The sequence below is a fragment of the Bacillus sp. ABP14 genome (assembly GCF_001831375.1).
In the GTDB taxonomy this organism is placed as follows: Bacteria; Bacillota; Bacilli; order Bacillales; family Bacillaceae_G; genus Bacillus_A; species Bacillus_A paranthracis.
This window is the reverse complement of the sequence record NZ_CP017016.1, coordinates 1,801,309-1,817,777: the sequence shown is the minus strand read 5'-3', so window position 1 is coordinate 1,817,777 and position 16,469 is coordinate 1,801,309. Positions and strand designations below refer to the sequence as shown.

At 34.6% G+C, this 16,469-nt stretch carries 17 protein-coding genes; 3 read left to right on the top strand and 14 right to left on the bottom strand.

Annotated features, from left to right (window positions below; genetic code table 11):
• Positions 1–134 precede the first annotated feature (134 nt).
• From BGI23_RS09490 to BGI23_RS09475, 4 genes are read right to left on the bottom strand one after another with little or no spacing between them, the layout of a single operon-like run.
• Complete coding sequence (locus BGI23_RS09490) at positions 135–1,130, bottom strand: 3-oxoacyl-ACP synthase (protein WP_001020495.1); 996 nt, start codon at positions 1,128–1,130, stop codon at positions 135–137.
• On the bottom strand, positions 1,130–1,546 hold the full coding sequence (locus BGI23_RS09485) for a MaoC family dehydratase (protein ID WP_000219484.1): 417 nt from the start codon (positions 1,544–1,546) through the stop codon (positions 1,130–1,132). The genes BGI23_RS09490 and BGI23_RS09485 overlap by 1 nt, the downstream gene beginning before the upstream one ends.
• Before the next feature lie 4 nt (positions 1,547–1,550).
• The gene (locus BGI23_RS09480) at positions 1,551–3,041 is read right to left on the bottom strand and encodes an o-succinylbenzoate--CoA ligase (protein ID WP_070805785.1); all 1,491 of its coding nucleotides are present in this window, start codon (positions 3,039–3,041) and stop codon (positions 1,551–1,553) included.
• A gap of 15 nt (positions 3,042–3,056) precedes the next feature.
• Positions 3,057–3,662, bottom strand: a complete 606-nt coding sequence (locus BGI23_RS09475; RefSeq protein WP_130983645.1) for a TetR/AcrR family transcriptional regulator — start codon at positions 3,660–3,662, stop codon at positions 3,057–3,059.
• A gap of 353 nt (positions 3,663–4,015) precedes the next feature.
• Here BGI23_RS09475 and BGI23_RS09470 point away from each other — a divergent pair, with 353 nt between their 5' ends.
• Positions 4,016–5,011, top strand: coding sequence for an S-layer homology domain-containing protein (locus BGI23_RS09470; RefSeq protein WP_070805784.1), 996 nt, complete (start codon positions 4,016–4,018; stop codon positions 5,009–5,011).
• A gap of 111 nt (positions 5,012–5,122) precedes the next feature.
• Here the strand turns inward: BGI23_RS09470 and BGI23_RS09465 are convergent, their stop codons facing one another.
• Together BGI23_RS09465 and BGI23_RS09460 are read right to left on the bottom strand one after the other, a co-directional pair.
• Entirely contained in the window at positions 5,123–6,046 is a 924-nt protein-coding gene (locus tag BGI23_RS09465) for a CobW family GTP-binding protein (RefSeq protein ID WP_070807289.1), read from the bottom strand.
• Between the two features lie 106 nt (positions 6,047–6,152).
• Positions 6,153–7,589 carry a flavin monoamine oxidase family protein gene (locus BGI23_RS09460; protein ID WP_070805783.1) on the bottom strand — a complete coding sequence of 479 codons (1,437 nt, stop codon included), beginning with the start codon at positions 7,587–7,589 and terminating at the stop codon, positions 6,153–6,155.
• 200 nt (positions 7,590–7,789) lie between these two features.
• Here BGI23_RS09460 and BGI23_RS09455 point away from each other — a divergent pair, with 200 nt between their 5' ends.
• A complete protein-coding gene (locus BGI23_RS09455; protein WP_070805782.1) occupies positions 7,790–8,734 on the top strand; it encodes an L-lactate dehydrogenase in 945 nt (314 codons plus the stop codon).
• Between the two features lie 54 nt (positions 8,735–8,788).
• On the opposite strand, the gene BGI23_RS09450 is transcribed toward BGI23_RS09455, so the two are convergent.
• From BGI23_RS09450 to BGI23_RS09420, 7 genes are all read right to left on the bottom strand, one after another.
• On the bottom strand, positions 8,789–9,802 hold the full coding sequence (locus tag BGI23_RS09450; protein WP_070805781.1) for an AI-2E family transporter: 1,014 nt from the start codon (positions 9,800–9,802) through the stop codon (positions 8,789–8,791).
• Between the two features lie 178 nt (positions 9,803–9,980).
• Positions 9,981–11,591, bottom strand: coding sequence for an amidase family protein (locus BGI23_RS09445; protein WP_070805780.1), 1,611 nt, complete (start codon positions 11,589–11,591; stop codon positions 9,981–9,983).
• 111 nt (positions 11,592–11,702) lie between these two features.
• Positions 11,703–11,834, bottom strand: a complete 132-nt coding sequence (locus BGI23_RS28640) for a hypothetical protein (RefSeq protein ID WP_000997344.1) — start codon at positions 11,832–11,834, stop codon at positions 11,703–11,705.
• Between the two features lie 126 nt (positions 11,835–11,960).
• A complete protein-coding gene (locus BGI23_RS09435; RefSeq protein ID WP_070805779.1) occupies positions 11,961–12,563 on the bottom strand; it encodes a nitroreductase family protein in 603 nt (200 codons plus the stop codon).
• Positions 12,564–12,620: 57 nt separating this feature from the next.
• Positions 12,621–13,271, bottom strand: coding sequence for a DsbA family oxidoreductase (locus BGI23_RS09430; protein ID WP_000216673.1), 651 nt, complete (start codon positions 13,269–13,271; stop codon positions 12,621–12,623).
• Between the two features lie 71 nt (positions 13,272–13,342).
• Positions 13,343–13,774, bottom strand: a complete 432-nt coding sequence (locus BGI23_RS09425) for an Rrf2 family transcriptional regulator (RefSeq protein WP_000704088.1) — start codon at positions 13,772–13,774, stop codon at positions 13,343–13,345.
• Positions 13,775–13,895: 121 nt separating this feature from the next.
• Positions 13,896–14,765 carry a LysR family transcriptional regulator gene (locus BGI23_RS09420; protein WP_070805778.1) on the bottom strand — a complete coding sequence of 290 codons (870 nt, stop codon included), beginning with the start codon at positions 14,763–14,765 and terminating at the stop codon, positions 13,896–13,898.
• Between the two features lie 97 nt (positions 14,766–14,862).
• Between BGI23_RS09420 and BGI23_RS09415 the strand changes: the two genes are divergently transcribed.
• A complete protein-coding gene (locus BGI23_RS09415; protein ID WP_000192791.1) occupies positions 14,863–15,768 on the top strand; it encodes a DMT family transporter in 906 nt (301 codons plus the stop codon).
• A 42-nt stretch (positions 15,769–15,810) separates the two neighbouring features.
• Here the strand turns inward: BGI23_RS09415 and BGI23_RS09410 are convergent, their stop codons facing one another.
• Positions 15,811–16,431, bottom strand: coding sequence for a YcnI family copper-binding membrane protein (locus tag BGI23_RS09410; protein ID WP_070805777.1), 621 nt, complete (start codon positions 16,429–16,431; stop codon positions 15,811–15,813).
• Positions 16,432–16,469: the final 38 nt, after the last annotated feature.

Below are 16,469 nucleotides of genomic sequence, written 5' to 3'. Positions count from 1 at the left end.
AAAGTTATCCATCCGTAATTATGACTTTTTCTTTGAATCATACAAACAAATTTATTAAAAAATTAATGAAGTACCATTACATTCGCCGCCTCTTTCCAAATACCTCCATTTCCCATATGTTCATTTGGAATTTTTCACCACCTAATCACAGTAGCTGCCCACGTATACCCAGTCCCTGCACTAACTACTACTGCAATATCTCCGGCCTGTAATTTTCCCTGTTCATTTGCAAAGTGAAGACCAATGCAAGGATCAAGCGCTGACATATGTCCATAATGATCTAAATATACAACTTGTTCTTCCGCTAGCCCTAGCCCCTGTATCAATTCTATTAACATAGAACGTTTTGTATGCAGTGGTAACAATACTTTAATATCTTTAGGAGTTAACCCACTTTTTCTTAACGCCTCCCGAATCACCTTGTCAAAATTAGGGATTGAAACCCGATCTAGACGTTCTTTCATACTATTAGGATCTATTACATCAATATAATGCTGTCGATTCTCAACTGTATCATAGCTCGCAACCTTCTTCGATCCACCAGCTGGGATACGAACATCTTCATGAAATGAACCATCTGTTATTATCGTACTTCCTAATATTTCACCGTTTCTAGCGTCTTTTTTCACTAAAGCTGCACTTCCGCCATCAGCGAAATTAAACATAAAACGTGAACGTGGATTATCATAATCTACAATTTGAGATTCTTTACATCCACCTACTAATAATATATTTTCAATTGAGTTATCGGAGTAGAGCATATCTTTTGCGACTTTGAGAGCAATAGGAAAGCAAGAACTAACATTCATAATTTCAAAAGCATAAGCATTTTTCAATCCAAGTTCATGCTGAATTTTTGGGGCACTTGACCATACGTGGTAATCTTTATGTGGACTGCCAAAATAAATGACTACATCAATAGATTGAGGATCTACTTGTGATAATATTGGTTTTGCAGCAGCAATAGCTAAATCTGATGCATGCATCGTTTCATCTGCGACATGTTTTTCATATAATCCAAACTTTTCTATAATAATATGCTCAGGAATACCTGTTTTTTTAGATAGGTCTGCAGCCGTCTCTACGTCTTTTGGGAAGAAAACACCAGTCGCTTCAATCCCAATATTCATTAGACTACTCCTCCTTCTTTTGGCACCATCATTGTAGCTACACCTGTTAATACTAAATCTCCTTTTTGGTTATGACACTCTGTTAACAATTTCAAAACTCTCTTTTCCATCATAAATTCTTGTACTGTAGCCGTTGCTGTAATTGTATCTCCTATAAAAACTGGTGCTGTAAATTTAATAGTTTGCTCCATGTAAACGGATCCTTTTCCAGGTAAATGAATACCAAGCAATTGCGATAATAAACTAGAAGTTAGTAAACCATGTGCTATTCTTTGATTAAATCTAGTTTGTTTCGCATACTCATGATCAATATGGATTGGGTTAAAATCCCCACTCAAACCTGCAAATAATACAAAATCTGTTTCTGTAATTGTTTTACTACATGACGCCTGTTGACCAGTGATATATACCGTCATCTCTTCACCTGCTTTTCAATTGATTTGCTAACTGTGCTTTTTGAATTTTACCAGTTGCATTTTTTGGCAATTCCTCTAGAAAAACAATTTCTTTCGGTATTTTATATTTTGCTAGAAATAAACGACAATGCTCAATGACTTCTTTTCCAGTTAATACACTGCTACTCTTTTTCACAATAAAGGCGATTGGAGTCTCTCCCCACTTTACATGTTGCCTACCAACGACCGCTACCTCATATACGTCCGAAAGCTTATTAATGACTTGCTCTACTTCAAGTGGATAAATATTTTCACCACCGGAAATTATCATTTCTTTTTTTCTACCGACAATGTATAAAAAACCATCTTCATCAACTCTAGCTAAATCTCCCGTATATAACCAACCATCTTGAATCGCTTCTTTTGTTGCATCTAGCCGGTTCCAATACTCTTTCATTACATTCGGTCCTCTTATTAGTAACTCCCCAACTTCACCAACCTCAACTTTATTTTTGTTTTCATCAATAAGTTCATACTCACAAAACAGAACAGGTTTCCCAATCGAGCCTACTTTACGTCTTGCATCTTCTTCTGAAAGCATAAATACGGTTGGTGATGTTTCAGTCATACCGAATCCTTGACCAAATAAAAATCCTCTATCTATAAATTCTCTCATCAACTCTTCTGGACACGGAGCACCACCGTTATAAAACCAGCGAACTGATTGTAAATTTGTAGTTTCAAACTTTGAACAATTTATTAATGCTTGATGAATTGTAGGTACTCCCATCACAACAGTCACTTTATGTTTTTCTATCATAGAAAGAGCTTTGGTTGGCTCAAATTTTCTTGGAATAACGATTACACCACCTGCAAATAAAGTTGGAAATGCGAATAAACCAATACCACCAATATGAAATAAAGGCAATAATACAATAGAGCGATCGTGCATAGTTAGATCAATCGCAAATGTATTATTAAGCGCATTCCAAAACATATTTTCTTGTGTAAGTACAGCTCCTTTCGGTTTTCCAGTTGTCCCTGAGGTATAACATATAATAAAGGATGCGCTTTCATTTATCTCTTCAAAGTTATCAATTTTTCTATCTTCTATTTCTTTTAAACTTGTAATCGAAATAACTCTTTGTACATACGATACCTTCTGCATTGACAATGCCATATTTTGAAATGTTTCCTCTACAAATAAAACTGTAGTTCCACTATCCTTCAACTGAAATATAAGTTCATTTTCTGTTAACCGTATATTTAGTGGAACAGCAATACATTCTACCTTTGCTATAGCGAATAAAAGCACAATATATTCCAAGCTATTTTGCGATAAAATAGCTATCCTTTCTCCTTTTTGCACATGTAAGTCGTAAATGAAATATGCGGCTACTTTATTTACATACTCATGTAACTGTTTATATGTCATTTCCTCCTCATCTGTAATAATGGCAATGCGATCTGGATGTAAATAGGCCCGTTTTTCAATCCAATAAGCAATGCCTTGCATATGTTCCCCACTCCCTTATCTCTTTCTCAATCCTTCAAATATTAATGACATCGCTGCTTCAAATACATCTTCTGGAACATCTTTCTCTTCCCAATAACCCCATCGCATACCTAGAAATTGTCCAATTGACATAAGACAATACGCAATTGTTTCTGTATCAAGTTGTTTAAACTCTCCCGCTTCCATACCAGCTGATAAACTTTTTAAAAATCCATTTGCGAGCTTTGCATAGTACCATCTATATAAATTATCATCAACTACTACTGCTTGTTGTACAATGTTATATAGATTAGGACGATCCTTTACCCATCGAAAAAAAGCCTGAAAACCTCTTCTTTGTGCCTCTTCATAACTTGATATTCCCTTCATTTCTTCTTTAATAATTAAGCGTAACTCACGGTTCAATCTGCGAATCAATTCATCAAATATATCTTTTTTAGATGGAAAGTAATTATAGAAAGTTCCGTGCGCCACCTTTGCTTCTTGTGTAATATTCACGATTGAAGCCTCGTAATATCCTTTACTACCAAACACCTTTTCTGCAGCACACAATAATTTCTCTCTCGTTTCTAGTCCTTTTGTTGTTAAGTTTTTTACATCCATTATTATTTTTTCTGACACCTGAATCACCTCTTATATTTGATTATAAATATTTTTCTTAATTTTACAATTATTATTGTTAGACAAAATCCGCAACTGTCTTTCTATTCCCCAATAAAGATCGGCTTCTTTTGACTAACTATTAATTAATGAGCATTTTATAATGCATTCCTAGTCAGAATATATAAACGCCCGTCAGTTGGATTTTTTACACTTCCCACCCTCTCATAACACCATATACATTTAAGAAATATTATGAAAATAAATCCATATTTTACAAAACCGTAATATACTAATATAATATATAAATGATTATCACTTATAAGTATCGGATATGAGTGAGGAAAATTTTTATATACCTAGGAGGAATCATAATGAATTTTAAACATGTACTCGCAACAGGCTTAATTACCGCCACATTATTTGGTGCAACGAATGCTCATGCACAAACTGAACATTTCATTGATGTACCAACGAATCACTGGTCTAAAGATTCGATTGACCATTTAACTGAGCAAAAGATTATTAGTGGTTATGGTAACGGAAAATTTGGATTTGGGGACAATGTAACTCGTGGGCAAGTAGCTGCGATTATTTCAAGATACTTAAAACTAGAAAATACCGGATCTACAAATAAACATTTCTCTGATATTCATGGGCATATGTTTGAAAACAATATTAAAGCAGTGGCCCAAAAAGGACTTATGACAGGGGACAGTAAGACTGACAAGTTTAGACCTGATGATACATTAACTCGATATGAAATGGCTGTTATCTTACAAAAAGCATTTCATCTACCTGTAAAAACAAATGACCTTTTCTATGATGTCCCAAATAATCATTGGGCAACAAACTCTGTTCGTTCATTGTATAGTAATGGCATTACAAAAGGAATTGGAGACTATAAATATGGCGGAGAAATGAATGTAACAAGAGAACAATTTGCAACGTTTATGTATAAAGCAATTAATGTAAGCCCTTATTTTATTCCTGATTCTATTCCTGCAAAAGATGAGGATAAGTATAAAGAAATTGAGAATATACTAATTGATTCTGGATTTTTAAAAACCGATTATAACTATGTATATACTAAAACTGGTCAAACATATGATGGCATTATGTATTTTAATTTTTCTCCCTATGATGACAGCGCATATAGAATGTCTATTCATAGTGATGATCCTGTATTAAACGAGCCGGTGAAAAAAATTCTCAATACACTACTACCAACTGAAGCGGATAATCTGTACAATCTAATTAAAAACCCTACTGCAAGCTCTCGAACAACAGAATTAGATGGTCGCAAAATTGAATTTAGAAGAGACTCTAGTACTAGAGTAAATGTTTCTCTTGGAAAACGAAAATACTAAAAGAGTGACTATTTAAAATGAATACAAGTATCTATATGCTTATTCATAATAAAATAAAAGGACTGCCCCATAAGTCGTTTTCAGCAACTTATGGGGCAGCTCCCTTTAATGTTAGTTAGAATTAAGTTCCACTTTCTCTAACCCTTCAGCCAATTGGTTCTTATCTAGCCCTTCCCCTATTACTACTAAGTTCGTTGGGAAACCGAAGTCTTGTTCCAGTAAAGTCGGTACTCCGAACGAGTATTGGAATAAGTGAGGATATTTGTCCCCATGAAATTTCACAAAACCTTTTACGCGATAAATACTATCTGGTAAATTTGAAAGCCATTCGTATAATTTATCTTGATCAATCGATTTCGTAAATTGATACGTCATCGTTTGTATATGTAAATGCTGTTTTACATGTAGTGTCTCATGTTCCGCGTCATTCGTAAATTCAGCTTCTTCTATGTCTTCTAAAGATATATTACAATATTTTGTTTCAAACAATTTCGCATGATTATTTATCACTTTCACTTCTTCTATTACTTTGTTCTTATCCGCATCTGTTAGTAAATCTGATTTATTAATTAAAATGTGACTACCAAACTTCAGTTGCTCATGCAATAATTGCTGAACGTTTGCACTTAATACACTTCGATTTAACCATCTTACTGCATCTAAAACGACTACAATGGATTTCACTTCTAAGAAAGGTGCTAAAATTGGTGATACACATGCATCTAACACTTCAATTGGATGTGCAACACCTGTCGTTTCTATATAAATGACATCTGGTCTTTCTTGCTGATATAACGAATGCAACTGTATTTCAAGCTCTTCTTTTAATGTACAACAAATACATCCTTTCAGAAGTTCTCTTAAAACATTCTCTTTTCCAATAATATCGGTATCTACCGAGTATTCACCAATTTCATTCATTAATACTGCAACTTTTCTATTTTTCTTTTTCTCTGCTAACAATAAATTTTGTAATAATGTTGATTTTCCACTACCTAAAAAACCACCTAATATATGAATCTCCACTTTATTCATGCGATCGACCATCCATTTCTTTATTTCAAACGTATTCAAAGCGTAATAATTACGATTTATATTTATTATTTTATTAAAAGAATGACCATTTGTAAACATAACAGATTCATTGTTCATTTACTTCATGTGCAACCCTAACTCCAGACTCTATTGCTCCTTGCATCCATCCATGTGTTAATGTCGTATGCTCTCCTGCAAAATGTACTTTCCCAGATGGTGGTGTAATATATGGAAATAACTCGAGCTCTTGGCCCGGTTCGAACGCTGTAAATGCGCCGCAAGAATACGGATTTTGACTCCAGCTAAAAGAGGTTCCAGTGACAAACTCACTATAGACGATGTCACCGTATATTTCCGCTAAATTTTTTAATGCGTAACGAATACGATCTCTTTGCGAGAGACTATCCCATGTTAATGCCTCATCTGCCCACGTATAACTTGCTATAACGATAGCTGGTCCTGGAGTATGAATGCCATAGCTCGGATAGTATGTAAACCGTATCGGTAAATCAGTAATAGATTTACCGCCACACTGTCCCGCTTTCTCCCAAAATCTACTTTTAAACTCTATCGCAATTTTCGTTGCAGCAATATAATTTAATTCACGAATTGCTCGTCTTTTAAAATAAGAGAATAAGTGGTATGGCTGAACTTCTACAAATCGTAACGCTGAAAATGGAATTGTAATAATAGCAAAATCACTTGTTATTGTAAATTGCTCTAACGTTTGTTCATGATTTCCTTGTAACATTACTTTATTATCTTCTTGTATGATTTTATCAACCTTATACGGCATTAAAATATGTTCTCTTAATTGTGGTAAGAATGCATTCGATAACTTATCCATTCCACCAGTTATTTCATAATATTTCGTTGTTGAAGTAAAGAAAATCATTTCACGCAATACTTCAATTAAAGACATTCCCATATAAGCTTCCATATCAAGAAGTACCCCAATCATATCTATTGCACCATCTGAATAATACTCCATTAAAAATGAACCAAGCGAATACGTTTTATACTTTTTTTCAACGATAAGCCAGTTTTTATCAGGATCCTTCTTAATATAATTTAGTATTGGTTCTAATACCTCAATCATTAGCTCTTCTGCCGTTTTTCCTCTTTCTTTATCCAAAACCGGATATTCAAGTACACTTGGATCATTTTCAAACACATTCAATCTCGTTTGAATGTTATTCGTATAAATGATATCTGCAAAAGTTTTATTTATAAAAAGGTTTAAAGGGAGTTTAAATTTATGAATATACGCTAAGGTTAACTTATGGGTGTCAGGGATTCTCATCGGTCCCGCATTAAAATATAAACCCACACTAAATGGTTCCCGAATTGTATACACTCTGCCACCTATTCTGTTATTTGCTTCTATAATCGTTACTTCATGCCCAGCCTCTTTTAATAAAGAACCTGCAACTAATCCAGAAATCCCTGCACCGGCAATCGTAATTCGTTTTGGGTTATTCTTTTTAACAAGCCCTGCATGAATAATATGAAGCATTTCTTCCATTGCTAATGGATTCCCCATACCATTTCCCCTTTTACAAAGGATTTTACTGAATTATATTCGGTTACCTTACTTCCTATGTTTTATGCAAGAAATTGCACGGATACATTTTCAAATACTTGAATATCTTTTATAAAATGTAATAAACTAGATATGAATCTATAGAAGTAAGACGTATTATCTTACATAATAAAATCAATGAAATTGCGAGGAATTTTGAAATGAAAAAAGGTATTAACCGTGTTGTATTAGTCGGAACAGGAGCGGTTGGATGTAGTTATGCTTACTGCATGATTAACCAAGCTGTAGCTGAAGAATTTGTTTTAGTTGATGTAAACGAAGCAAAAGCTGAAGGAGAAGCGATGGATTTAAGTCATGCCGTTCCATTTGCTCCAGCTCCAACTAGAGTATGGAAAGGTAGCTACGAAGATTGTAAAGATGCTGACCTTGTAGTCATTACGGCTGGATTACCACAAAAGCCAGGCGAAACACGTTTAGATTTAGTTGAGAAAAATGCAAAAATCTTTAAACAAATCGTGCGCAGTATTATGGATAGCGGATTTGATGGTATCTTCTTAATCGCAACTAACCCTGTCGATATTTTAACTTACGTAACTTGGAAAGAATCTGGTTTACCGAAAGAACGCGTAATTGGTTCTGGTACAACACTTGATTCTGCTCGTTTCCGCTATATGTTAGGTGAGTACTTCAATATTGGTCCACACAACATTCATGCTTATATTATCGGAGAACATGGTGATACGGAACTTCCTGTTTGGAGTCACGTATCAGTTGGTATTCAAAAACTACAGACACTGCTTGAAAAAGACAACACGTATAATCAAGAAGATTTAGACAAAATCTTCATAAACGTTCGTGATGCAGCTTACCATATTATTGAACGAAAAGGCGCAACATACTATGGTATTGGTATGTCACTTCTACGCGTTACTAAGGCAATTTTAAACGACGAAAATAGTGTATTAACTGTTTCGGCATATTTAGAAGGTCAATACGGTCAAAAAGATTTGTATATCGGTGTACCTGCTGTTTTAAATCGCGGCGGTGTTCGTGAAATTTTAGAAGTAGAATTAAGTGAAGACGAAGAATTAAAATTCGATCACTCTGTTCAAGTGTTGAAAGAAACAATGGCTCCTGTTCTTTAATCATATATGTGAAAAAGCAATCCAATTTATTTTGGATTGCTTTTTGTTTATTTTCTATTTTTTAATCGATTCCTCATTATTTACATCAAGTACATCTAATAAAAAGATGAAGATTGGTATCCCGATAATAAGCCCCCATATTCCAAGGAAATGTTCTGAAAAGATGAGAATCATAAATGTATAAAAGATTGGTAAATTTGTTTTCGCAGACATAAACTTCGGGTTTAAAAAATAACTTTCAAGAGCATGGATGACTGTAATGAACACAAGTATGTACACAACGTATATAACTCCGCCTACGTTATAAGCAATAATACAAAGTGGAAATAAAGAAATAATCACACCTGCAACTGGAATCAACCCTAGTAGAAAAATCATAACAGCTAATACGAGAAGCTGCGGAAATCCTAAAACAATTAATACAATAACAGTAAGAATACAATTTACAACCGCAATTAAAAACTGTGCTTCAATTACTTTACCGAACGATCTTGCAAACCTTTCGCCAAAGTATGCAATCTCCTCATAAAAAATCTTTAGCTTACTCTCTTTAAATTTAGAAGTAAAGGTAATAATACGCTCTTTTTCTAATAAGAAAAATAAGCTTAATATGAGAGACAATAATATTTGTAAACTTACCTTCCCTATATTTGCTATCGATTGATAGATAACATCTACACCTTGTTCTATATACTTCGATACTTCCATTCCATTAATTGTCGAAAGTGCATATTTAATGATTTCATTATCAGGCGGGTTTTGAAAGAACAATTTAAATTGATAAATCAATTGAGAAATTTGTATCGTTAGCACAGGTAAATATTTATATAATGTTGTGCCGATAAAAGTAACTAATATGATATACAAACATGCGATAACAATTTTCCGATTCACTTTCAATTTTTTTGAAATAAAACGTTGAAATCGATCCATTAAAAATGTCAGTATAAACGTAATTAATATTAAATTGATCATACTTTTTAATCCATATAATACAAGCGCTACTATTATTAAAACGAGAAACCGTTGAAACCCTCTACTTCGAAAAAAATTTTTCACTTCATTCATTAAGATTTAACCTCCCCCTTCAATGGATGGAAATTGAATATATTACATTTTATGAACTTCTATAGACAATCTTTCTTACTAATTAGGAAGAATCCTTTTTTTCTTTTTATATTGTTAGATTCTATTTATATTAGCCCACCTACTTACTTCAGTTGAGCTCTTTTTTTCGTTTAACCTTTTACAATTTAGGTGATTTTCTATTTTTAGACTGCTGCTCATACGCATATCCAATATTGAACAGTTCCTTCTCACCGAATTGCTTCCCGACAAACACTGCACCTACTGGCTCTCCATTGTTATCATATCCTGCTGGCACCGCTAATTCTGGATAGCCAGCTACAGCGGATAGAAGAACTTCATCGTTATTAATCATAACTAGAGCATCCAAACCTTTTTCTAGTAAATATCTATCTAGCTCTTTTCTTGCATTTTCTTGACTCGTTTGCACTACTTTTTCAAACTCATCTTTCGTTATAGCAGATTTTTCAGATCCCTCAATTAATGTTTGTCCATATTTTATTCGTCTATTACTATCCTGTTTATTAAACGCTATAATCTCTTCTAACGATTTTACCGGTACATTTTTTTGCTTTGAAAGAAAATCGTTAACATTATGTTTGAATTCATATTCTAATGTTTGTAGATTATCTACACCCTCAGCGTTTAACTGAATATCATCAGTCAATATTGCACCTGCATCTTGAAGGTCTTTTCTTATCTTTTGTGCTACTTCTTTTCTATTGTCATCTTGTCGATCTATTGAAAATAGTACTCCTACTTTTTTCCCTTTCAAACCGTCTATTGATAAGTCCTTCGTATAATCCATTCTTTCTTTTTCTTTCATTTTTTCTGTCATAGCATCTTTTTCATCATAACTTACCATTATGTTAAATAACGTTGCCGCATCCTTTACCGTTCTTGCTATCGGCCCTGCTGTATCAAGCGTTTCAGCTAACGGAATAATGCCTGATCTACTCACCATACCTAGTGATGGACGTAATCCAACTACTGATTGCTGCGTCGCTGGTGCTACAATTGATCCAGTCGTTTCTGTCCCGATTGCAAGCGGTGCAAAATCTGCCGCAACTACTGTAGCAGATCCAGAGCTTGATCCTGATGTATCAAACGTAATCGGACCATACGGATTCAAATTTTGTCCTTTTTTCCCGCTATATCCGCTAGGCATTGTAAAGGATAAATAATTTGCCCACTCAGACATATTCGCTTTTCCTAAAACAAAAGCACCTTCTTCTTTCAACTTTTTCACAATCGTCGCATCCTCATCTGCAATCCAATCTTTTAACACATACGTTCCTGCACTAGTCGGCATCACTTTGTCCGTCTGTACATTATCTTTTACAACGACAGGAATACCATATAAATTCGACTTTTTGTTTCTACCTCGCTCTTGATCTAACTTTCTTGCTTCTTCCATCGCATTAGGATTTATCTCTGTAACAGCATTTAATGTTATTCCATTTTGATCATGTTCTTGTATTCTAAAAAGATAAATACTCGTTAATTCTTCATATGATAATTTCCCATCATCAATCATTTTTTGAAGCTCATCTACAGTCGCATTTACGACTTCTTTTTCTTTTATCTTTACATTTTCTATGTTAATTCCTTTGAGCTGATTATGTATCGGTTGTAGCACTCTTTCTTTATCATATACAATACGCTCAGGTTCCTTTGGAAAATAATTTTTATACACGTAATACCCTCCGGCACATGCCAATAGGACAATACCTCCAGCGATCGATAACGTTATCTTTACCCACTTCTTCATGTTGCTTCCTCCACTCTATAAGGTGCTTCGTTATACGAAAAAGAGAGTTACTTTTTACTTAACTCTCTCCAATCGAAATGCCAAATGAAAAAATGAAAGATTTCAATCTAATTACTTCTTTTTTTGCATTTGCTTTGCTAACATTTCTTTCACTTGATTATACGTTAACCCTGAATTTTTATTTAAACGCTTTACTTCCTCAACATCAGTACCTACCACTGTATATTTTTTCTCATCATTCATTTTCCTAATTCCCTTCTCAACGGATTATTTCTTATATTTCTTCCCTAAATGCGCATAATTTAACACCACTACAAAAAAGGAAGCTGTTTTTAAGCACAGCTTCCTTCTCGTTACATATTGTATTTCTTAATAAAATTTCACTACATCTTCAGTAGGCAAGAACGTTCTTTCTGCTGGTTGTTCGTTTGGTTCACCAAATGGCATTTGACCTACTAAGCTCCACTCTGCTGGAATGTTCCAAGTTTCTTTCACTTCAGCATCTACGATTGGGTTGTAATGTTGTAATGATGCCCCAATTCCTTCAGCAGATAATAACATCCACACAGTATGTTGTAACATTGCATTTCCTTGATGAGACCAGAATGGGAACTGATCTTTATATAATGGTGCGTTTTCTTGCATTTTTTCTACAGTTGCTTGATCTTCAAAGAATAGTACAGTCCCTACACCTGCATGAAAACCTTTTAGTCTTTCTACAGTCGCTTCAAAGTTTTCTGCTGGTACGCGGGCTCTTAATGTTTCTTTCACAATATCCCAAAACTTTTCATGCTCTCCATCCATTAATACAACCATACGACCACTTTGCATATTGAAAGATGTTGGTGCGTGTAAAGCTGTTTTTAACACTTCTTCAATTCTTTCTTTCGTAATTGCATCATTTTTTGTTACTTTACGAATGGAACGGCGGTTCACGATTGCTTCTTTTAAGTTTGTTGTAGTTGTTGACATTTTAATTCCTCCAAATGTTTGTTTTATAATTTATTTTGTTATTTCATAACAAGCGAATTAGCAATATCCATCGGTATTACATTGCATACCTTCAAATGAATTTGTTTTATCCTTTTCAATTTCTTTATCAATGACCCTTTCTAGCGTTTCTTTACTAGCAAGCCCTTGAATGACTTCATCTCCAATCATGACAGTTGGAACAGCCATAATATTAGCTTCATCATATGCGTGCTGAATTGCTTCTTGATGCTTTTCTTTATATTTACGAGTTACTAAAGCATCTTTAAATTCCGCCTCAGGAAGTCCTACTTCTACCGCTAATTTTGTTAACACATCAATATCTTCAATGTTTTGCTCTTCTTGGAAAAATGCTGTGAATACGCGGTGATGATACTCATTACCTAGTCCACGTTCTTTCGCAAATTGACACCCTTCGAAAGCTAAATGTGTATATGGATGCGGAGAAACACGCGGCAAACGCATATCAATCCCTAACTTCTTCGCTGTCGGAAGAATGAAAGCATCCCATGAACCTAATTTTTCTGGCTCATTCCATGGATCTATTTTTGAATATGGACTTGGACGTAATTCAAATGGCATCCATTCAATTTCTACATCTTTCTCTTTCGCTACTTCATCTAATGGACCTTTTGCTAAAAAACAAAATGGACATATAAAATCTGAGTATACTTTCATTTTTACAGTCATAACTTTTACACCTTACCTTTATAGCTGTAACTATATAAGTTACATTAATGTTAAAAAAATATAAATATGATTTAAGCATTCATTTTTTCTTGCAAAGTTTCAAACAGCTGCCCCATCGTAATATTTCTCAAAACTTCTTCCATCGCGGATTGTGCTTGAATTAAAATAATTTCTAACACCGCTTGAATATTCGCCCCAATTGGACAATCTGGATTCGGTTGCTCATGAATGTGAAATAATTTATCCTCTTCCACTACATTCACTGCATGATACACATCTAACAATGTGATTTCATGTAAATCCTTTAGTAAACCTGCGCCACCCGGTCCACGATTTACGTAAACAAAGCCAGCTTGTTTCAAGTACGACATCATTTTACGAATGACTACTGGATTTGTATTGACACTCTCAGCCATATAGTCTGAAGTACAAAGTGAAGATGGATTGTTTTTCAAAATAGATAAAATATGAACAGCTATAGAAAAGCGGCTACTAATTTTCATCGTGATTACCACCTCGATGTAATCATTATAGTTACAACTAAAAAATAAGTCAATCCTTTTCACATATTTTTTTATAAGTAAATTAAAAAGTGTCCCATTATAATATACGAGACACCTCTTTTTATTCTGCAAATAGCGCCTGAAATTCTTCAATAAATAGCTGCACAGCGATTGAAGAATCCTTTAATGAAGGAACAGCTAAAGCAATTTCTCTCCATACTTGCGGTTCCAACTCTCTCGTTTGCACATTCTGTGGTAAATTCGTTAAAGATAATTCAGCTAATATTGCAATGCCTAATCCTTCTTGAATCATATTTAAAGCGGTAGTAACGGTAGAAATTACATACTCAGCCCGAAGTGGTACGTTGGCTTGTTTAAACATGTCGATAATGGGTGGTTCGTATCCGCCCTTACATAATATGATCGGTTCATTCTCCAAATCACGAATTGTAATAGCATCCTTCTTGCAAAGAGGATGATCCTCTCTTAAAATAACAACCATTTTTCCCTTCGTTAACGGGACAATCTCCATCTCTTTATTAGGCAAAATAACAATTCCTATATCAACAACCCTCGATATTAACCAATCTTCAACTTCTTTAATTGTTCCTTCGCAAAGAACGACCTCTAAGCTCGGATACTTCTCCTTAAAATGGTTTATCATTTTCGGTAAGAAATGCGCAGAAGCACTCGGAAAACTCCCAATTCGAATCGTCCCCACTTCGTGTCCTTTCTCCATCGCAACTTCTTGTTCAATCTTCTCTACACCGTTCAAAATCTCTCTAATATGTTTAAGAATTCTGTTTCCTACATCCGTAACGAGTAATCCTTGTCGTTTATCCCGTATAAGAATCGTAACTCCTAACTCTGATTCTATACTTGAAATCGCATGACTTACAGCTGGCTGCGTCATATTTAACACCCGAGCAGCCTTCGTAAAACTACCTAACTCAACAGTTTTTATTAATACTTGTAGTTGTGTAATGGTCATAACTAATCACTTATACTCCTCATAAAAAAGATTCATTTTATTTATTACAGTCGATATCATATCATAGTGAAATGAATAACAACAAGGAGGTCTTACAGTGACACAGCTTTCTCGAACTAAGACGGCCATAATCCTTACCTTTCTCGTTTTTATGTGGGGAATCAATTGGCCTTTATCTAAGTTTGCCCTGCATTATACACCACCCGTTTTATTTGCAGGCGTTCGAACTTTAATTGGAGGATTCATTTTACTCCTTTTCGCTCTACCCAAATATAAAGAATTACATTTAAAAGAAACGTGGCATTTATACGTTATTTCTTCTTTACTTAACATCATTATATTTTACGGGTTACAAACTGTTGGTCTTCAATATATGCCTGCTGGTCTATTTTCCGCTATCGTATTTTTACAACCTGTTTTACTTGGTATTTTCTCATGGATATGGCTTGAAGAAGCAATGTACGGTTTAAAAATTTTCGGGCTTGTACTCGGATTTATTGGTGTAGGTGTTATTAGCTCTAGTAGTTTAACTGGACATATTTCTGTCATTGGCATTCTTCTTGCATTAGGATGTGCGATTGGCTGGGCACTTGGAACAGTATTTATTAAGAAAACTGGTCACCGTGTGAATGCCATTTGGATGGTAACAATTCAGCTACTTATCGGTGGTCTTTGTTTAATCGGATTTGGCTCAGAATTTGAAAGTTGGTCTAGTATTGCTTGGAGTATGCCATTTGTTAGTGTACTACTCTTTATTTCATTCTTTGTTATTGCAATGGGGTGGCTTGCATACTTCACACTCGTTGGAGCTGGTGAAGCGAGTAAAGTAGGGGCCTATACATTCCTTATTCCCCTTATCGCTATTATTGTAAGTTCAATCTTCTTACATGAAGCCATTACAATGAGCTTATTTATTGGCCTATTATTTATTGTTGTGAGCATTTGTTTTGTAAATATAAAGCCGAAAACACTTGCTGTAAGGCAGCAGGTTGAAGTGAAATAAATATGAGAAAGAGCCTACTATTTGTAGGCTCTTTTTTATATCTTATTTTTTACGACGCACTACAAAAACACACGTACCTACCGAAGATACAATCGCTAAAATAGATAAAACAATTGCTATCAATTGCATATTACTAGTACCTTCATTCTTTTCTACACTAGACACTTCACCATGTTCTCCTGTTAATGACGTACCTTTTGCAATTGTTGTAAGTGAATGTGGTTTTTCAGCTTTTTCATCGCCCGTCCATTCCACAATTTCACCGTCTTTATATTGTTGGTATGCATCCCAAGCTATTTTTTGCTCTTTATCCGGATTTTTAGCGACAAAAGTAAATCGCTGGAACTGACCAGGTAAAATCCCTTCTCCTGTTGCTTCCCATACTACAGTTTTCACTTTTCCAGCATTATCTTTTTGCTCTGCCACTTTCCATCCTGGCACTGGTTCATACTGTTGGAACTCTACTCCAGACGGTATTTTCAGTGTAACTTTTGTTGTTGCTATATTCTTTTCGACTGGTACTTTTATCGTGTAAGTCTCCCAAGAACCGATGTCAGAAGTTGCTGGCTTCACAGTAACGTGCGCACTAACAGGTAACGAAAAAATTCCCATTGCAATTACTGTTGCGATCATTGTTGTTCCTAATTTTTTTATGCGTTTCATTTTCAATTAGCTCCTTTTTATCTATACCTACTCTTTAT